The sequence below is a fragment of the Saccharothrix isguenensis genome (assembly GCF_052936305.1).
On the sequence record NZ_CP193626.1, the window covers coordinates 6,352,513 to 6,370,766 of the forward strand.

Here is an 18,254-nt window from a genome sequence, read left to right on the forward strand (position 1 = left end):
TCTGCCGGGTCCTAGCCCAGCGACCGCTTGAGGAAGTCGACCTGGAGCAGCAGCAGGTTCTCGGCCACCTGCTCCTGCGGGGTCATGTGCGTGACGCCGGACAGCGGCAGCACGGTGTGCGGGCGACCCGCGGACAGGAGCGCCGACGAGAGCCGCAGGGTGTGGGCGGCCACCACGTTGTCGTCCGCCAGGCCGTGCACGATCATCAGCGGGCGCTCCAGCTTCGGGGCGTCGGCGATGAGCGAGTTCGTCTCGTAGACCTCGGGCCGGTCGGCCGGGTGGCCCAGGTAGCGCTCGGTGTAGTGGGTGTCGTACAGCCGCCAGTCGGTGACCGGCGCGCCGGCGATGCCCGCGTGGAACACGTCCGGGCGGCGCAGGACGGCCAGCGCGGCCAGGTACCCGCCGTACGACCAGCCCCGGATGCCCACCCTGGTCAGGTCGAGGTCGGGTTCCGTGGCGGCGACCGCGTGCAGGGCGTCCACCTGGTCGTCGAGGGTCGCTCCGGCGAAGTCGAACGCGATCTCCCGCTCCCACGCCGGACCGCGGCCCGGCGTGCCGCGGCCGTCCACCACCAGTACCGCGAAACCCTGGTCGGCCAGCCACTGCGAGGTCAGGTAGGCGTTCCGCGCCGACACCACGCGCTGCGAGTGCGGCCCGCCGTACGGGTCCAGCAGCACCGGCAGCCGCACGCCCGGCACGTGGTCGCGCGGGAACAGCAGCGCCGCCCTCAGCTCTCGTTCACCGACGGTCATCAGCCGCACTTGCGGCGTGAGCACGGGGGTTTCCGCGAACGTCCCGATGTCGCCGCCGGTGGACACCGTGACCTTCGGCCCGAAGCGGTCCATCGCCGAGGACACCAGCACGAGCACACCGCCCGCCCTGGTCGCGCCGTGCACACCATCCTCAGCGGACAGCCGGGTGACGCTGTCGGCGGTGACCAGGAAGACGTGCGCCTGCGTCGGGTCGTCGGTGGACGCGGTCACCAGGACGCCGTCCTCGGCCACGTCCAGCACCGCGCGCACCTGGAACCCGTCCGGCGTCCACGGGCGGTCGCCGACGACGAGCCGGTTCGCGTCACCGACCGGCAGCACGCGCAGCAGGTCGCCGTCCGGCGTCCAGCGCGGCGCGCCCGGCACGATCTCCAGCCAGTGCGGGTCGGTGTCGTCGGCCACCACGTCCACGTCACCGGTCTCGACGTCCACCGCCAGCACGCGGACGCGGCGCTGGTCCCGTGACTGCACCTGGAGCAGCGGCCTGCCGTGCGACGACCACGACACCGTGGCCAGGTACGGGAACGCGTCGCGGTCCCACGTCACGTCGACCCGTTCCGCGCCGAAGACCGACACGCCGACCACCGCGTTGGCATCGCCCGCGGCGGGGTAGGCGATCTCGGCGGCGGGCTTGTCGGGGTTCGCCGGGTCGGCGATGTGCCAGCGCGGCACGGGCGCGTTGTCCACCCGGGCCGCCAGCACCCGCTCGCCGTCCGGGGAGAACCAGTACCCGCGGTACCGGCTCATCTCCTCCGCCGCGATGAACTCCGCCAGGCCCCACGTCACGTCCGGTCCGTCCGGCGCGGCGACCACCCGGTCCGCACCCGACTCCAGCTCCACGACGTGCAGCGCGCCGTCCGCCACGTACCCGACCTTGCGCCCGGTCGGGTCGAGCCGGGGGTCGACGGCCGCTCCGGCGACCGGCAGCCCGCGCACCGCGCCGGTGGCGAGTTCGACCACGAACAGCCTGCCGGACAACGCGAACACCGCCCGCCGCGCGCCGCCGTCCGTGGCGTAGCCGACGATGCCCGCCGCCTGCTCACGGGTGCGCTCGCGGCGTGCCTTCTCCTCCGGGGACAGGTCCTCGGGATCGGTCAGCAGCGTGGCCGGGTCGACCAGCAGGGTCTCGGACCGGGTCGCGGTGTCGAACGCCCACAGGCCGTTCGCCCGGCTCGTGGCCGTGGCGGTGCGGAGGAAGTACACCGCGGCGCCGTCCGGTGCCACGGTGAAGGTGCGCGGTGCGCCAAGGGTGAACCGCTGGGTGCGCGCGTGCTGGCGCGGGAAGGAGATCTCGTTGCCCACCGGAACACCCTACGCGGTGTCCGGAAAACGGCCCGGACGTTCGGGCGCGAGAGGACCGGACCCCTGTCTCCGCGCCGGGCCTGAACCACGTCCGAGGAAGGGCCGTATGGGTCGGTGGAGCGATTGACGGACCAAGGAGGAGTGAGTGTGATCCGACGAAACCGCATCGCCATCGCCGTCGCGGGCGGCATGGCTGCCGTGCTCGCGCTGGTCATGTGGACTTCCAACGCCACCGGGCTGCAAGGCCGGACGGTCGCGCAGACCGGACAGGTGGGGGCCGCTGCCCAGGGCGACTACGGCGACGTCCCGGAGCCCCTGGCCCCTCCGACCAGCGAGGAGCCCGCACCGGTCGAGGACGCCGACCCGGCGGAAGCCTCCCCGGACGAGAGCCTCGCCGAGGAGGCCGACGTGCCGGAGGCCCAGGCCGCGCCCGCGCCGTCCGGCCCCCGGATCTCGTTGGTGGGCAAGAGCGTCCCCAAGATGGGCGACGTCGTGCAGGACGGCGACGGCCGGACGCTGTACCGGTTCGACAAGGACACGCCGACGCCGGCGAAGTCCAACTGCGAGGGTCAGTGCGCCGTCACGTGGCCGCCCGTGCTGTCCAGCGGCGCGCCGCAGTTGCAGGGCGTCGACCCGGCGCTCGTGTCGACGGTGAAGCGGGCCGACGGCAGCGAGCAGGTCACGCTGGACGGCTGGCCGCTCTACACCTACGCGAAGGACGAGGCACCTGGCCAGTGGAAGGGCCAGGGCGTCGGCGGCACCTGGTTCGTGGTGCAGCCCAACGGGAAGCGCAACGTCGAGTGCCTGCCGCCGGGGGTGACGGCGCCTGCCGCCTGATCCACCGGTTGCCCAGCCCACCGGCTGGCCAGTCCGCCGGGCGCACGACCTGTGCAGTCCGCTGTGGACACACCGATCCCCCGGCCTGGGTTGGCCGGGGGATCAGGGCGGTCAGACGACGGTGACGACTTCGGCGAAGTCCAGGCGCGGGTTGCGCGGGTGGGTGCCGGAGGGGTCCGGGTGGCCGATGTTGACGACCACCAGCGGGATCTGGGTCGTGTCGGCGAAGAACTCGCGGCGCACGCCGTCCTGGTCGAAGCCGGTCATCGGACCGGCGGCGAGACCGGCCGCTCGGACGCCCACGATGAAGTAGCCGACCTGGAGCAGGGCGTTCATCTTCGCCGCCTCGGTCCGCCCGGCGTCGTCGGCGAACGCGTCCTTGGCGCCCGGGTAGTTCGGGAACGTCCGGCCGAAGTGCTCGTGGAAGTCCGTGTCGGCGGTGAGGATCACGGTCACCGGGGCGGACCGGGTCTTGGCCCGGTTGCCCTCCGACATGTGCGGCAGGAGCCGGTTCCTGGCCTCCTCGCCGCGCACGACCAGCACCCGCAGGGGCTGGCTGTTCATCGAGGTCGGACCCCACTTCACGAGCTCGTAGACCTCGCGGAGCTGCTCGTCGAGCACCGGTTCGTCGGTGAACGAGTTCGCCGTGCGCGCTTCGCGGAACAGCAGGTCCTGTGCGTCGCGCGGCAGCGCCAAGGCGTCGAACGTCGTGGTCATGGTGCCTCTTTCAGTTGTCCCGTACGCGGGTGGCGCACGGGACAACCTCCAGTGGGCACGGGCTATTTCGTGGCGTAGTTCACAGGTTCGGGTACAGCGGGTGCTTGGCCGCCAGCACCTCGACCCGGGACCGCAGCTCGGCCAGGTCCGGCGACGCCTGCAACGCGGTCGCGATGATGTCCGCCACCTCGACGAAGTCCGCTTCGCCGAACCCGCGGGTGGCGAGCGCCGGCGTGCCGATGCGCAGGCCGGACGTCACCATCGGCGGACGCGGGTCGTTCGGCACCGCGTTGCGGTTCACCGTGATCCCCACCTCGTGCAGCCGGTCCTCGGCCTGCTTGCCGTCCAGCTCGGACGCCACCAGGTCGACCAGCACGAGGTGCACGTCCGTGCCGCCGGTGAGGACCTTCACACCGGCCGCCGCCGCGTCGGGGCGGGACAGCCGGTCCGCGAGGATCTTCGCGCCCTCGACCGTGCGCCGCTGCCGGTCCGCGAACTCGGGCGACGCCGCGTGCTTGAACGCCACCGCCTTGCCCGCGATCACGTGCTCCAGCGGACCGCCCTGCTGACCGGGGAACACCGCCGAGTTGATCTTCTTCGCCAGGTCGGCCTCGTTGGTCAGGATCACGCCGCCGCGCGGACCGCCGAGGGTCTTGTGCGTGGTCGTGGTGACGACGTGCGCGTGCGGCACCGGGCTCGGGTGCAGACCCGCCGCCACCAGACCGGCGAAGTGCGCCATGTCCACCATCAGGTAGGCGCCCACCGAGTCGGCGATCCGGCGGAACTCGGCGAAGTCGAGCTGACGCGGGTACGCCGACCAGCCCGCCACGATCAGCTTCGGCTTGGACTCGGTGGCCAGCCGCTCGACCTCGGCCATGTCGACCCGGCCGTCGTCCTCCGACACGTGGTACGGGACCACGTTGTAGAGCTTGCCGGAGAAGTTGATCCGCATGCCGTGGGTGAGGTGGCCGCCGTGCGCCAGGTCGAGGCCCAGGATCGTGTCGCCCGGCTGGATCAGCGCGAACATCGCGCACGCGTTCGCCTGCGCGCCGGAGTGCGGCTGCACGTTCGCGAAGCCCGCCCCGAACAGCGCCTTGACCCGCTCGATCGCCAGCCGCTCGATCACGTCGACGTGCTCGCAGCCGCCGTAGTAGCGGCGACCCGGGTAGCCCTCGGCGTACTTGTTCGTCAGCACCGAACCCTGCGCCTGGAGCACCGACACCGGCGTGAAGTTCTCCGAGGCGATCATCTCGAGCGTGCCCTGCTGGCGGCGCAGCTCGGCGGCGACGGCGTCCGCCACCTCCGGGTCGAACTCCGCGAGAGAGGCGTTGAAGTGCTCGGACATGTGTGGGTCTCTCCCTTAGCTGGTTCGCGTGTAGAACGGCAGTGCGACGACTTCGACGGGCTCGTGCCTGCCCCGGACGTCCACCGACAGCCGGGTGCCGGGCTCAGTCTCGCCGACGGCCACGTAGGCCATCGCCACGGAGTACCCGAGCGTCGGCGACAGCGCGCCGCTGGTGACCTCGCCGATCGGCTCGCCCGACGCGTCCAGCACCGGGTACCCGTGCCGCGGCGCCCGGCGCGAAGTGGTCTTCAGGCCGACCAGCCTGCGGTCCACACCCTGCTCCGCGACGGCGGCCAGCGCCTCGCGGCCGACGAAGTCGCCGGGCTTGTCGAGCTTCACCACCCGGCCGAGGTTCGCGTGGAACGGCGTGCGGTCGCGGCCCAGCTCGTTGCCGTACAGCGGCATGCCCGCCTCCAGCCGGAGCGTGTCGCGGCAGCCGAGGCCGGCGGGCTTGAGGTCGTGCGGCTCGCCCGCCTCCATCAGCGCCGCCCAGACGTGCGCGGCGTCGTCCGGCGCGACGAACAGCTCGAAGCCGTCCTCGCCGGTGTAGCCGGTGCGGGCCAGCAGCACCGACTTGCCCGCCACCTCCGTCGGGTACGACGCGTAGTACTTGACCTCGCCCAGGTCGGTGGGCGTGAGGCCGGCGAGGATCCCGGTGGCCTTCGGACCCTGGACGGCCAGCAGCGCGTAGTCCGTCGACCTGTCCTCGACCGTCGTGTCGAAGCCCTCCGCCCGCTCGACCAGCGCGTCGCGCACGACGGCGGCGTTCGAGGCGTTGGCCACGACCAGGTACTCCTGCTCGCCGGTGCGGTAGACGATCAGATCGTCGATCACGCCGCCGTCGGCCTCGCAGATCATCGTGTAGCGGGCGCGGCCGAGGCGGATCGCGGACGCGTGGCCGACGAGGGCGCGGTCGAGCGCGGCGCCCGCGCCGGGGCCGGTGAGCACGATCTCGCCCATGTGGGTGAGGTCGAACAGGCCCGCGGACGTGCGCACGGCGTGGTGCTCGGCCAGCTCGCTGTCGTAGCGCAGCGGCATCCGCCAGCCCGCGAAGTCGGTGAACATGGCGCCCAGCGCTTCGTGCTCGGCGTGCAGGGGCGTGCGACGGCTTTCCATCAGGCGAGGTCCTCCCTGGGGTGCGGACATGCCGGTAGCGCCGACCGGTCGGGTCGGCGCGGGGCTGGTCCGAGAATCACACGTGCGAAGCGAGAGCGGCTCGGGTCGGCCCGGGTCACAGGCTCTTCTCGGCCCGGACGCTCTCGACCACCTTGCGCTCGGCGTAGAACGACACGAACGGGATCGTGCCCGCGAGCAGCACCAGCGCGGTGCCCTTGATCGACCAGCGGGCCTTGAGCGCGAGGTCGACCGTGAGCACGAGGTAGACCGCGTAGAGGAAGCCGTGGACCGGGCCGACGACGTGCATCATGGCGTCGTCGCCGCCCGCGTACTTGGCGATCATGGCGATCACGAGGAGCAGCAGGCCGATACCGACCACGTAAGCCATGAACCGGAACCTGGTCAACGCGCCGCTCATCGCCCTACCTTCGTTCACCGCTGGTCCCGCGCGTGGAGTGCGGCGAGCATGCGGTTGTAGGCCGCGAGCTCGTCGTCCTCGTCGTCGTGCGCGGGTGCTCTGACGGGCTCAACGGTAACGACCGGCTTCGACGGCGCGACCACCGGCTCCGGGACGGCCCCGTCGGCGGCGCCGGCTTCGGCCGCGGCGGCCTCCTCGGCCTTGCGGCGGGCGTCCAACCTGCGGATGCGCCACACCATGAACGCCGGGAAGAGGCCGAACAGCGGCCACTGGAAGACGTAGCCGAGGTTCTGGAACGTGCCACCGGTCGCGGAGAACCGCTCCCACTGCCAGTAGGCGAGCCCGCAGCACACGACCATCGCCGCCACGCAGACGGCCGCGACAGCCAAACGCTGGGGGGTGATGAGGCCACGCACGCCTCAAGGGTACTGCTACGGGGCTGGGGCTCCTCGCACAGGAGCCCGCCCCTCAAGGTGAGGGCTCCTCTGTCATCGCACAGGAGCCCGCCCCGACTCGTTCCGACTAGGCCACGCCATCCCGGCGTTGCCTCTGCAACCTGGCCACGCACCAGGCCGCTGCGCTACCCCGACGCAGGTGCTGGAGCACCGTCATCGGGCCGAGGCGACGACCGAGGTCGGCGGGGGTCAGCCCGGCCGCCCGGTAGTCCAGAGCACGTTGGTCCAACGGGCTGATGCCCGCGTCCCACCACTGCTCCGCCTCGCGCATGTCACCCACCAGCTGCCAGTAGCTGGCGGCGGCGGCGAGCAGAGCCTCGGGCACCTCGGGCGCCCGCTTCCGCATCGCAGCCACGTAGGCGGGATCCGCGGACTCGACCTTCATCAGGCCGCGGGGACCGCCATTCGCCCGCTGCACCGGGATGCCCGGCAGGGACGGCGGTGCTTCCGCGAGCCACGCGTCCTTGATCCGGTTCACCTCCTGCAGCTCGGCGTCGTCCGAGCGCTCAGCCGCCCACTGCCGCAGCAGCTCGTCGACTCCGGAGTCCTCGACCATTCTGCCTCCTCATCGGTCGAAGATCAGCCAATGCGACGCACCGTATTAGCGGGTACCGACAACCGCTAGACCCTTGTTTGCCTAAAACCCTGTTACCAGGGCGTTATAGCCCTCATTCCACCCGTACGGTGCAACGCCTGACCTGCGCGATCACCGATCGTGACCGCATTGAGCGGAGTTCCCGCAGCGGGCTAGGCGAAGAGGCTGCGGACGAAGGTGATGATCGACTCGGCGCCGGACTGGAGCCAGCCGAGTGCGGTCCGCACCGCCCCCGCCGACTCGTTGGGCTGGGTGATCAGGAGGAACAGCACCAGCGCGACCGCCGCCAGCGTCACCACCTTCTTGACGTTCACTGATCGGTCTCCGTCCGTATCACAGGGCAGGGCGGCCGAGCGCCGCTCCGGTTCGGTCACCCGCCATGGTCCCCCATTCACCCGGATGATGCGGCGAAACCCGCCGTCCTCGCCCGACCGGTCTCACCGCCGACCACGGATCCCTGCCTGGACGACGCCTCGCGTCACCCGAACGGACGATCAAGGGGGCCTGGGGTCCCGCCGATCACCAAGGTACGGGCCACTCGCCCATCCCCCCGGCACGGACATCGAGGTTCATCGACACCGTCAGTTCTTCGTCGGCTCTCGTAGCTCATCACCTGATTGCGCCGGTGTACGCACCGAGCGTGACACGGCCGCTGTCGGTCGCACACATTTCCGGTACCCCTTCAGGTGATTTCTCGCGCCCTTTTTCACACATCACCTCGACGGTCGCGTTCGCGTGGCCGAAGCATGTCAACCGATGACACCGAACGGTCAGTCGACGACACCGGAGCGGGTCAGCCGATGACACCGGCATCCCGCAGGTCGGCGATCTCCGCATCGCCCAGCCCCAGCTCGCCCAGCACCTCGGCGGTGTGTTCGCCGATCGCCGGCGGCGGGCTCGGCACCGGAGCGGGCGTCCGCTCGAACCGGGGCGCGGGCGCGGGCTGCGACACGCCTCCCACCTCGACGAACGTCTCGCGCGCCGCGATGTGGCCGTGCCGCGCGGCCTCACCGGGCGCCAGCACGGGGGCGAGGCACGCGTCGGTGCCCTCGGCCAGCGCCGCCCACTCGTCCCTGGTCCGGGTGGCCACCGCCGCGCCGATGCGGGCCCGCAGCTCCGGCCAGTTCGCCGGGTCGTGCCGTCCGGGCAGCCCCGCGTCGACCAGCCCGAGCACCGCCAGCAGCTCGGCGTAGAACTTCTCCTCCAACGCGCCGATGCTGACGAACCGGCCGTCCGCCGCCTCGTACACGTCGTAGAACGGCGCGCCGCCGTCCAGCAGGTTCGTCCCGCGCTCACCCGGCCAGGCGCCCATCGAGGACATCCCGTGCAGGCACGTGGTCAGCAGCGCGGCGCCGTCGACCATGGCCGCGTCCACCACCTGCCCGCGCCCGGACCGCTCCCGCTCGTACAGCGCCGCCAGCACGCCCATCGCCAGCAGCAGCCCGCCGCCGCCGAAGTCGCCGACGATGTTCAGCGGCACGGTCGGCGGCGCGCCGGCCCGCCCGATCGGCTCCAGCGCGCCCGCCACCGAGATGTAGTTGATGTCGTGCCCGGCGCGGTCGGCCAGCGGCCCGTCCTGGCCCCACCCGGTCATCCGCCCGTAGACCAGCCCCGGGTTGCGGGCCAGGCACTGCGCCGGACCGATGCCCAGCCGCTCCGTGACGCCCGGCCGGAAGCCCTCGATCAGCACGTCCGACTCCGCGACCAGGCGGAGCACCAGGTCGGCGCCCTCCGGCCGGCGCACGTCCACGCCGATCGACCGCCGCCCGCGTCCCAGCACGGGCACTTCCGCGCCGCCGCCGACCCGGTCCACCCGGACCACCGACGCGCCGAGGTCGGCCAGCACCATGCAGCCGAACGGCGCGGGCGCGATCCCGGCCAGCTCGACGACCTTCAGCCCTTCCAACGGCCCCGGCACTAGAGCGACCTCGCGATGATTTCCTTCATGATCTCGTTCGTCCCGCCGTAGATCTTCTGCACGCGCGCGTCCGCCCACGCGCGTGCGATCGGGTACTCCGTCATGTAGCCGTAGCCGCCGAACAGCTGGACGCACTCGTCCACCACCCGGCACAGCCGCTCGCTGGCCCACCACTTGGCCATCGCCGCCGTGGGCACGTCGAGCCTGCCCTCCAGGTGCTCCGCGATGCACTGGTCCACGAAAGCCCTGGTCACGCGGGCTTCGGTGGCGCACTCGGCGAGCGTGAACCGGGTGTTCTGGAACTTGATCAGCTCCCGCCCGAACGCCGTGCGGTCCTTCACGTAGGCCAGCGTGAGGTCCACGGCCGCCTCGATGCCCGCGACCGACGCCACCGCGATGATCAGCCGTTCCTGCGGCAGCTGCTGCATGAGCTGGACGAACCCCTGGCCCTCGACCTCGCCGAGCAGGTTCGCGGCGGACAGCCGGACGTCATCGAAGAACAGCTCGGCGGTGTCCTGGCCCTTCAGCCCGATCTTGTCCAGCACCCGGCCGCGGCGGAACCCGGGCGCCGACCCCGTCTCCACGACCAGCAGCGAGATGCCCGTGGCGCCCTGGCCGGGGTCGGTCTTGGCGACCACGATCACCAGGTCGGCCTGCGCGCCGTTGGTGATGAACGTCTTCGAGCCGGACAGCACGTACTCGTCGCCGTCCCGCAGCGCCTTCGTCTTGATGTTCTGGAGGTCGGAGCCGCCGCCGGGCTCGGACATGGCGATCGCGCCGACCGACTCGCCGGACGCCAGCTTCGGCAGCCAGCGCCGCTTCTGCTCCTCGGTGCCGTAGGCGTTGACGTAGTGGGCGACGATCCCGCTGTGCACGCTGTTGCCCCACGCGCTGTCGCCGCACCGCGCCTGCTCCTCCAGCAGGACGGCCTCGTGCGCGAACGTGCCGCCGCCCCCGCCGTACTCCTCGGGGATGGACAGGCAGAGCAGCCCGACCTCCCCGGCCTTGTTCCAGAAGTCCCGGTCCACCTGCTTCTGCTCGGCCCAGCGCTCGTGGTGCGGGACCGACTCCCTCTCGAAGAACGTCCGGGCCAGCTCGCGCAGCTGGTCCAGGTCCTCGGTCATCCATGCGGAACGGCGAGTTGGCATGAGGATGACGTTCCCACCGTCCGGCCCGTCCCGCCATGACCGCGACAGGCCAACGTGACGTGTGATCGTGAGCGCAATTGTCAGGATCGGAGGGCGTCGCTGCCCAGCTCGGCCGGGCGACGTCCGCTCCGTGAGCTAATAAGTCACCTGCTGCGGTCATGGGCAACGGGCGGCGACTTCCCTACCGTGGAGTACATGAGCGAAGCCTTGATCTTCGACGCGGTGCGCACACCGCGTGGCAGGGGGAAGCGCGGTTCGCTGCACAGCGTCAAGCCGATCACCCTGGCCTCCGGGGTGCTCGCGGCGTTGGCGCGGCGCAACGACCTGGACACCTCGGCGGTGGACGACGTGGTGTTCGGCGTCGTCTCGCCGGTCGGCGAGCAGGGCGCGGACATCGCCCGCACGGCGGTCCTGGCGGCCGGCTGGGACCTGCGGCCGGCGGGCGTGCAGCTCAACCGGTTCTGCGCGTCCGGCCTGGAGTCGGTGAACCTGGCCGCGGCGAAGGTGGCGTCCGGGTTCGAGGACCTGGTGGTGGCGGGCGGCGTCGAGTCGATGTCGCGGGTGCCGATGGGCTCGGACGGCGGCGCGTGGATGGCCGACCCGGAGACCAACATGGCGGTCGACTTCGTGCCGCAGGGCGTGAGCGCGGACCTGATCGCCACGCTGGAGGGGTTCAGCCGCGAGGACGTGGACGCGTTCGCGCTGCGCTCGCAGCAGCGGGCGACGCTGGCCCGTGACAAGGGGTACTTCGACCGGTCGCTGGTGGCCGTGGTCGACCAGAACGGCGCGGTCGTGCTGGACCACGACGAGGCGATCCGCCCCGAGACCACGCTCGACGCCCTGGGCAAGCTGAAGCCGAGCTTCGCGTTCCACGGCGACCTGGGCTTCGACTCGGTCGCCATCGACCGGTACCCGACGGTGGAGCGCATCTCGCACGTCCACACGCCGGGCAACTCGTCGCAGATCGTGGACGGCGCGGCGGCGATGCTGATCGGCAACGCCCGCATGGGCAAGGACCTCGGCCTCACGCCCCGCGCCCGGATCATCGCCACCGCGATCATCGGCTCGGAGCCCACGATCATGCTGACCGGCCCGGCCCCGGCCGCGCGCAAGGCGTTGGACAAGGCCCGGCTGACGGTCGAGGACATCGACCTGTTCGAGATCAACGAGGCGTTCTCGTCGGTGGTGCTGAAGTTCCAGCGCGAACTGGACCTGCCGGACGAGAAGGTCAACGTCAACGGCGGCGCGATCGCGATGGGCCACCCGCTCGGCGCGACCGGCTGCATGATCCTCGGCACCCTGCTCGACGAGCTGGAGCGCCGGGACCTGCGGCGGGGGCTGGCCACGTTGTGCGTGGGCGGCGGCATGGGCATCGCGACGATCATCGAGAGGGTCTGATGGCTATCCACTTCGAGCGGGACGACGAGGGGATCGTCACCCTCACGATGGACATGTCCGGATCGGCGAACGTGATGAACGCCGAGTACCACCGGGACATGGGCGAGGCGGTCGCCAAGCTGGAGGCCGCCCGTGACGACATCACGGGTGTGGTGCTCACGTCGGCGAAGAAGACGTTCTTCGCCGGTGGCGACCTGAACCTGCTGATCCGGATCACGCCCGAGAACGCGTTGGAGTCGCTCGGCTTCCTGGAGGAGGTCAAGAGCCAGCTGCGGCGGTTGGAGCAGCTCGGCAAGCCGGTCGTCGCGGCGATCAACGGCAGCGCGCTGGGCGGCGGTTTCGAGATCGCGCTGGCGTGCCACCACCGGGTCGTGCTGGACGACGACAAGATCAAGGTTGGGCTGCCCGAGGCGACGCTGGGCCTGCTGCCCGGCGGTGGCGGCGTGACCCGGATGGTGCGGCTGCTGGGCGTGCAGCCGGCGTTGCCGCTGTTGATGGAGGGCAAGCAGCTGCGGCCGGCGCGGGCGTTGCAGGCGGGGCTGGTGCACGCGCTGGCGTCGTCGCGCGAGGACCTGATCGCCCGGGCACGGGCGTGGATCAAGGAGAACCCGGCGCCGCAGCAGCCGTGGGACAAGCCGGGGTACGTGGTGCCGGACGTGCGGTTCGGCGACCCGAACCTGTACGGGCTGCTCGCCGCCGCGCCCGCCGTGCTGCGGAAGAAGACGCACGGCGTGTACCCGGCGCCGGAGAAGGTGCTGGCCGCCGCCGTCGAGGGTGCGCTGGTCGACTTCGACACGGCGTTGCGGATCGAGACCCGGTACTTCGTGGAGCTGGCCTCGGGCCAGGTCTCCAAGAACATGATCAACACGTTCTGGTTCCAGCTGAACGAGATCGGTGCGGGCAAGTCGCGGCCGGCCGGGGTACCGGCGTCGAAGGTGACCAAGGTCGGCGTGCTGGGCGCGGGCATGATGGGCGCGGGCATCGCGGAGGTCAGCGCCAAGGCCGGTATCGAGGTGGTGCTGAAGGACGTGACGCTGGAGGGCGCGCGGCGCGGCGCCGGTGACACGCCGGGCATCACGCCGACCGACTCCGACGCCGACCTGGCCGGGTGCGACCTGGTCGTCGAGGCGGTGTTCGAGAACCGCGAGCTGAAGAACAAGGTGCTGCCGGCGGCGGAGTCCGCGGCCCTGCCGGACGCCGTGATCGCGTCCAACACGTCCACGCTGCCGATCACCGGGCTGGCGTCGGCGGTGGGCGACCCGACCCGGTTCGTCGGGCTGCACTTCTTCTCGCCGGTGCCGAAGATGCGGCTGGTGGAGATCATCCGGGGCGCGGAGACGTCGGACGAGACGCTGGCGCGGGCGTTCGACTACGTGCTGCAGATCGGCAAGACGCCGATCGTGGTGAACGACAGCCGCGGGTTCTACACGTCGCGGACGTTCGGCACTTACGTGACCGAGGCCGTGTCGATGGTGGCGGAGGGCGTGTCGCCGGCGTTGATCGAGAACGTGGCGCGGCGTGCCGGCATGGCCGTGGGGCCGCTGGCGGTGTCGGACGAGGTGACGCTGACGCTCCAGCTGAAGATCCGCGACCAGACGTTGGCGGACGACCCCTCGGCCTCGGGCGCCCTGGCCGACCACCCGGCGTTCCGGGTGCTGGAGGAGTTGGTCGGCGAGGGTCGGACCGGCAAGTCCGGCGGTGCGGGGTTCTACGAGTACCCGTCGGAGGGCAAGAAGTTCCTGTGGCCGGGGCTGGCGCGGTACGCGCGGGCGGACGCGGGCGTGACGGAGCGGGACGTCGAGGACCGGCTGCTGTTCGTCCAGTCGCTGGAGACGGTGCGGTGCCTGGACGAGGGCGTGCTCACGTCGGTCGGTGACGCGAACATCGGCAGCGTCTTCGGGTTCGGCTTCGCGCCGTGGAGTGGCGGCACGGTCCAGTTCGTCAACTCGTACGGCTTGGCCGCGTTCGTGGAACGCGCGGACTACCTGGCCGACACGTACGGCGAGCGCTTCCGCCCACCCGCCTCTCTCCGCGAACGCGCCGCCCGCAACACCCCCTTCTAACCCGAGAGTCCTCCACTCCGGCACCGCGAGTCGTCCGGTCGGACACCGCGAGATGCACATTCGGACACCGCGAACCCCGCGCTCAGTCAACCCGAGCGCGGGGTTCGCGGTGTCCGACTGGACGACTCGCGGGTGCTCACGGGACCAGGGGGTCGTAGGGCGTGTTCTCGGGGGTGAAGATGAGGACGAAGTCCTTGCCGGGGCCGGTGGCCACCTCGCGAAGACGGGTCACGGCTTCGATCCCGGTGGGGAGGGTCAGGCCCAGGGCCTCGGCCGCGCGGGCCTGTTGGGCCGGCAGGTCCGGGATGTCCTGCCGGTACTCGGCGGCCAGGCCGGCGACCTCCTCCGCGCTGAACGTCCGGCAGTCCCGCCACCAAGGCGCGACCAGCAGGAGCCGCAGCAGCTCCGGCAGGCCGATCGCGACCAGGGACGCACGCCCTTCGGAGTCCGCGTGCAGGATCGGACGTTCCTCGCCACCGTCACCGCAGAAGAAGTACGTCCCGCCGCCTCCCTCGCCCGCGAAGCCCTCCAGGGCCGCGCCGGACGCGAGGTGGACCTCCTCGCCGTGCTCCCGTCGATCGAGTTCGAAGTCGCCCGGCCAGTTCAAGAACCGGGCGACGTCGTCGTCTTCGGCGATGGCAGTGAGCAGCGATCGCATGTTCAGCCTCCTGAGTGTGGAACTCAGGGTGCCTGAACGGAGGACTCGCGGATTCAGGACGTAGGACTCACGGGGTGGTGGTCAGGCGGCGGCTCGTGCGGGGGCGGGGAGGGCGGTGGTGATGTCGGCACGCTGGGTCACGCCGTTGACGGTCACCGCGACCGTCACCCGACCCGGGCGCAGCGCCTCGAACGCCCCGCCGGCCGGATCGAGCCACCCCACGTGCCACGGGCGCACGCCGGACTCCGGGCCGACGTGGAGGTTCGGTGAACCGGACCAGTCGGCCGACACGGGGTAGGCCACCGGCACCTGCCGCGAACCCTGGGCGATCGCCGCCGTCACGGCGGTGGGACTGCCGATCCGGACGGTCGACGGCACGCTCAGCGTCAGGTCGTCCACGTGCGGCCGGATCTCGGCGGCCAACCAGTCGTCGTCCGACGAACGCGGCTCGACGCCGAGCATCGTCCACCCCGTGAACCCACCGCGTCCGGCCTCGCCGGCGGGCGCCTTGCCCGAGTTGCCGTTGATCAGGTACGGCACGCCGTCCACCCGCGAAGCGTGGAACAGCCCCACGTGCGCCCCGATGAACGCCGCGCCCTTGCCGGTCGTGCGCCGGAAGTCGCCCAGCCAGTCCTCGACCACGTCGGCCTCCATCCGGTCGATCAGCTGGCTGCCCTTGGTCGGCGTCGGGTCGCGCGGCGGGTGGTGGTGCATCACGACCACCGAGTTCACCGACTCGTGGTCGCGCAGCGCGTCCCGCAGCATCACGGCCTGGTCGAACCCGCCGCCGCGCACCGTGCCGGTGGACGAGTCCAGCAGCACGAACCGCGTGCCCTTGTGGTCGAACACCCGGTTCGTCGCCCCGAACTCGCGTCGGAAGTTCTCGATCGAGCCCGGTCCCATGATCTCGTGGTTGCCCGGCACGTAGTACCAGGGCAGCTCGTCGCCCAGCTCCTCGGTCAGCACCCGGCGCGCCAACGCCAGGTCCGCGGGCGCCGCCTCGTCCACGAAATCGCCGTTCACCACCAGGAAGTCGGGCCGCTGCGCCTTGATCTCGCGCAACGTCCGCCGCGCCGCCCGCACCAGCTCGCTGTCCGGGTTGCGCGCCACGAACTGCGCGTCGGACATCACCGCGAACCGCCACGGCCGGTCGGCCACCGTGCCGTCCTGCACCACGAACCGGTCCGCGGGCTCCTCCACCACCGGCAGCTCCACCGCGGGCGGCACCTTGACCACGATGTCGTCCACGACCACCTCACCGGTGTACTGCCGGTCCGCCTTGGTCTCGATCGTGTAGAACCTGTTGACCCACAACGGGAACGCGAGCCCGGACGGCACCGCGACCTCCAGGTACCGCCACCCGGTCCACGTGATGTACGGCCCGTAGAGCGAGCGGCTGACCCCGGACGCGTCGGTGACGGTGAACGCCGTCCACTCGCCGCGACCGTGCCCGTACACCCACGCGCCCAACGCCAACGGCTGGCCGGTCACCTCGATCGGTTGCGGCGGGATGGCGTACGCCGTCCGGGTGCCGGTGGACTTCGAGAAGTCGTACGTCATCCGCAGGCCGGCCCCGGTGCGCCCCTCGGCCACCGGCGTCACCGAGCCGGAGGCGCGCGCCGTGCCGAACTTCCACGCCGCGCCGTCGTCGAACCCGGCGATCAGCCGTTCTTCCAGCCCGACGGTCACCGGCACGCGCACCACGTGCTCACCGACCCGCGCCACGACGGTCGTCGCACCCGGCTTGAGAGCGGTGATCCGCAGGTCGCCGTCGGCACCGGCCGCGATGTCGACCACCGACCGGTCGTACTCCAACGCGAGGTCCGCGGGCTCGACCGGCGCGGTGAACCCGTCGCCGTCACGCCCGACCACACCGAACCCGCCCGCGCCGCCCACCTCGGGCAGGCTCAGCCGGCTGGTGGTCGCGGACAGCCCGGCCAACGCGCCGAGCACGGTCAGCCGCACCTCGCCCGACGCCCCACCGCGCTGCGCCACGGCCGTCGTCGTGCCCGTCCGCGCAGCGTGGAACACGCCGTTCTCGTCCACCTTGCCCACGTCGGCACGCGCAGTGTGCCACCGGTGCGCGTCGTCACGGGCAGGGCCGTAGGTCTCGTCGTGCCCCTCGGCCACGAGCCGCCGGGTCAGACCGGGGAACACCCGCTCGGGGTGACCGCCCGGCACGGTGTCCACGCCGGGCGCGCGACGCGGGTCGATCGCGGTCCGCACCCAGAACCCGGTGAGCGAGCCGCTGCCCTCCGGCGCGTACAGCGCCAACCCGTTCGGCACCAACCGCTCGCCGCCGTCGGACGGCGTGTTCTCCACGTCCACCGACTCCGCGCCCGGCATCCGGGCCACCAGCGTGGACGAGCCGCCGCCGTCGAGGTTGAGCGCGTTGTGCGCGCCCATCTCCAGCAGGATCGAGGCCACGTCCTTGAGGTTCAGCCCGAGCATGAACGCGCCCTGGCGACCGTCCACGGTCAGCATGAACATCTTCTTGCCGTCCGCCGAGAACCCGACCGCCGTGCGCGGGTGCAGCGGGTCGTCGGGGGCGACCACCACGCCGTCCTTGAGCAGCAACTGGTTCCCGCCGATCGCGGCGCGCAACGAGCTGCCGTCACCGGCCTTCGTGGTGTGCTCCACGGCGATCCGCTGCCCGACGACGAGCGTGGCCAGCGCGTCGGCGCCCGCCTCCCGCCCGACGAGCACGTAACCGTCGGCCGGGATCGGGTCGGCGCCCGCCCGGTCACGCCGTTCGGCCACCACGCCGGCGCGCACCACGACCTCGGTCACGCGGGACGCGCCCTGCACCGCCCGCGCCCGGCTGTACGAGCCCCAGATCGGGTCGAACACGCCGACGCCGCCGGACTGGATCGCCGCGCTGTTGAGCTGGTGCAGCCGGATCGACGTGCCGTCCTCGCGGATGACCTCGCCGTCGAAGAACACCTCCATCACCCGGCCGACGCCGGCCGCGTCGAGGCCCACCGCGCGGCGGTGCCCTGAGGCGGGCGACTTCACCGTGCGGCCGTCCTGGACGCCGACGCCCTGCGGCGCGTTGGAGTTGTTGATGTCGAAGAAGTCGCCGTTGACGGCGGCCACCGCGCGGGTCCGGTCCGCCTGCGCGGACAGCGGTTCGGCGGCTGCCACCACGCCGGGGTAGAGGTAGTCGACCTCGGTGCCGGCGGTCAGGTCGACGGTGAGCGCGTCACCGCGGATCCAGCCGCCCGCGCCGCCCGGCTCGTACCAGTCGAACGAGCTCAGGGAGACGCCCGGCGCGACGGGCCGGGTGGTGCGCGCGGTCTCGATGCGGCGGGCGGGGTCGACGGCGGGCGCGACCGCCACACCGGGCAGGTCGACGACGGGGGCAGGGGGCTCGGCGTGTGCTGCGGGCGCCGCCAGCGCGAGCACCAGCACCGCGGCCAGGGCGGAGGAGCGAGGGCGTGGGGACACGGGTACTCCCGCAGGGTGGGTGAGAACTTACGGGATATCAGTCCACCGTGTTGGAAGTTCTCCGGAC

15 protein-coding genes are annotated in these 18,254 nt (G+C 71.8%); 3 read left to right on the plus strand and 12 right to left on the minus strand.

The features are described 5' to 3' along the window. Window positions 1-11 precede the first annotated feature (11 nt). Complete coding sequence (locus ACRAKI_RS28320) at window positions 12-2,072, minus strand: prolyl oligopeptidase family serine peptidase (protein WP_447003541.1); 2,061 nt, start codon at window positions 2,070-2,072, stop codon at window positions 12-14. Window positions 2,073-2,219: 147 nt separating this feature from the next. Between ACRAKI_RS28320 and ACRAKI_RS28325 the strand changes: the two genes are divergently transcribed. Further along, entirely contained in the window at window positions 2,220-2,909 is a 690-nt protein-coding gene (locus ACRAKI_RS28325) for a COG4315 family predicted lipoprotein (protein ID WP_447003542.1), read from the plus strand. Between the two features lie 111 nt (window positions 2,910-3,020). Here ACRAKI_RS28325 and ACRAKI_RS28330 read toward each other — a convergent pair whose 3' ends face one another. From ACRAKI_RS28330 to ACRAKI_RS28370, 9 genes are all read right to left on the minus strand, one after another. Beyond that, entirely contained in the window at window positions 3,021-3,626 is a 606-nt protein-coding gene (locus ACRAKI_RS28330) for a malonic semialdehyde reductase (RefSeq protein ID WP_447003543.1), read from the minus strand. Window positions 3,627-3,705: 79 nt separating this feature from the next. Beyond that, on the minus strand, window positions 3,706-4,971 hold the full coding sequence (glyA, locus tag ACRAKI_RS28335) for a serine hydroxymethyltransferase (protein ID WP_447003544.1): 1,266 nt from the start codon (window positions 4,969-4,971) through the stop codon (window positions 3,706-3,708). 15 nt (window positions 4,972-4,986) lie between these two features. Next, window positions 4,987-6,087, minus strand: a complete 1,101-nt coding sequence (gcvT, locus tag ACRAKI_RS28340) for a glycine cleavage system aminomethyltransferase GcvT (protein ID WP_447003545.1) — start codon at window positions 6,085-6,087, stop codon at window positions 4,987-4,989. Between the two features lie 115 nt (window positions 6,088-6,202). Continuing rightward, window positions 6,203-6,505 (minus strand): DUF3817 domain-containing protein, encoded by a 303-nt coding sequence (locus tag ACRAKI_RS28345; RefSeq protein ID WP_447003546.1) that lies wholly within the window; start codon window positions 6,503-6,505, stop codon window positions 6,203-6,205. Window positions 6,506-6,519: 14 nt separating this feature from the next. Continuing rightward, complete coding sequence (locus ACRAKI_RS28350; RefSeq protein ID WP_447008538.1) at window positions 6,520-6,864, minus strand: hypothetical protein; 345 nt, start codon at window positions 6,862-6,864, stop codon at window positions 6,520-6,522. 163 nt (window positions 6,865-7,027) lie between these two features. After that, on the minus strand, window positions 7,028-7,516 hold the full coding sequence (locus tag ACRAKI_RS28355) for a helix-turn-helix transcriptional regulator (protein WP_447003547.1): 489 nt from the start codon (window positions 7,514-7,516) through the stop codon (window positions 7,028-7,030). A gap of 191 nt (window positions 7,517-7,707) precedes the next feature. Further along, on the minus strand, window positions 7,708-7,869 hold the full coding sequence (locus ACRAKI_RS28360) for a hypothetical protein (RefSeq protein ID WP_447003548.1): 162 nt from the start codon (window positions 7,867-7,869) through the stop codon (window positions 7,708-7,710). A 479-nt stretch (window positions 7,870-8,348) separates the two neighbouring features. Then, entirely contained in the window at window positions 8,349-9,473 is a 1,125-nt protein-coding gene (locus ACRAKI_RS28365; protein WP_447003549.1) for a CaiB/BaiF CoA transferase family protein, read from the minus strand. Further along, window positions 9,473-10,597 carry an acyl-CoA dehydrogenase family protein gene (locus ACRAKI_RS28370; protein WP_447003550.1) on the minus strand — a complete coding sequence of 375 codons (1,125 nt, stop codon included), beginning with the start codon at window positions 10,595-10,597 and terminating at the stop codon, window positions 9,473-9,475. The genes ACRAKI_RS28365 and ACRAKI_RS28370 overlap by 1 nt, the downstream gene beginning before the upstream one ends. A 219-nt stretch (window positions 10,598-10,816) precedes the next feature. On the opposite strand from ACRAKI_RS28370, the gene ACRAKI_RS28375 reads away from it, so the two are divergent. Together ACRAKI_RS28375 and ACRAKI_RS28380 are read left to right on the plus strand one after the other, a co-directional pair. Next, window positions 10,817-12,019, plus strand: a complete 1,203-nt coding sequence (locus tag ACRAKI_RS28375) for an acetyl-CoA C-acetyltransferase (RefSeq protein ID WP_447003551.1) — start codon at window positions 10,817-10,819, stop codon at window positions 12,017-12,019. Continuing rightward, complete coding sequence (locus tag ACRAKI_RS28380) at window positions 12,019-14,082, plus strand: 3-hydroxyacyl-CoA dehydrogenase NAD-binding domain-containing protein (protein ID WP_447003552.1); 2,064 nt, start codon at window positions 12,019-12,021, stop codon at window positions 14,080-14,082. Before ACRAKI_RS28375 ends, ACRAKI_RS28380 begins: the two co-directional genes overlap by 1 nt. 136 nt (window positions 14,083-14,218) lie before the next feature. Here ACRAKI_RS28380 and ACRAKI_RS28385 read toward each other — a convergent pair whose 3' ends face one another. After that, the gene (locus ACRAKI_RS28385) at window positions 14,219-14,740 is read right to left on the minus strand and encodes a hypothetical protein (protein ID WP_447003553.1); all 522 of its coding nucleotides are present in this window, start codon (window positions 14,738-14,740) and stop codon (window positions 14,219-14,221) included. Window positions 14,741-14,821: 81 nt separating this feature from the next. Continuing rightward, window positions 14,822-18,187, minus strand: a complete 3,366-nt coding sequence (locus ACRAKI_RS28390) for a phosphodiester glycosidase family protein (RefSeq protein WP_447003554.1) — start codon at window positions 18,185-18,187, stop codon at window positions 14,822-14,824. Window positions 18,188-18,254 lie beyond the last annotated feature (67 nt).

Coding starts and splice junctions, on each gene's coding strand:
- ACRAKI_RS28330 (WP_447003543.1), bottom strand. CDS start 3,626: ATGACCACGACGTTCGACGCCTTGGCGCTGCCGCGCGACGCACAGGAC.
- glyA (WP_447003544.1), bottom strand. CDS start 4,971: ATGTCCGAGCACTTCAACGCCTCTCTCGCGGAGTTCGACCCGGAGGTG.
- gcvT (WP_447003545.1), bottom strand. CDS start 6,087: ATGGAAAGCCGTCGCACGCCCCTGCACGCCGAGCACGAAGCGCTGGGC.
- ACRAKI_RS28345 (WP_447003546.1), bottom strand. CDS start 6,505: ATGAGCGGCGCGTTGACCAGGTTCCGGTTCATGGCTTACGTGGTCGGT.
- ACRAKI_RS28350 (WP_447008538.1), bottom strand. CDS start 6,864: ATGGTCGTGTGCTGCGGGCTCGCCTACTGGCAGTGGGAGCGGTTCTCC.
- ACRAKI_RS28355 (WP_447003547.1), bottom strand. CDS start 7,516: ATGGTCGAGGACTCCGGAGTCGACGAGCTGCTGCGGCAGTGGGCGGCT.
- ACRAKI_RS28370 (WP_447003550.1), bottom strand. CDS start 10,597: ATGACCGAGGACCTGGACCAGCTGCGCGAGCTGGCCCGGACGTTCTTC.
- ACRAKI_RS28375 (WP_447003551.1), top strand. CDS start 10,817: ATGAGCGAAGCCTTGATCTTCGACGCGGTGCGCACACCGCGTGGCAGG.
- ACRAKI_RS28380 (WP_447003552.1), top strand. CDS start 12,019: ATGGCTATCCACTTCGAGCGGGACGACGAGGGGATCGTCACCCTCACG.
- ACRAKI_RS28385 (WP_447003553.1), bottom strand. CDS start 14,740: ATGCGATCGCTGCTCACTGCCATCGCCGAAGACGACGACGTCGCCCGG.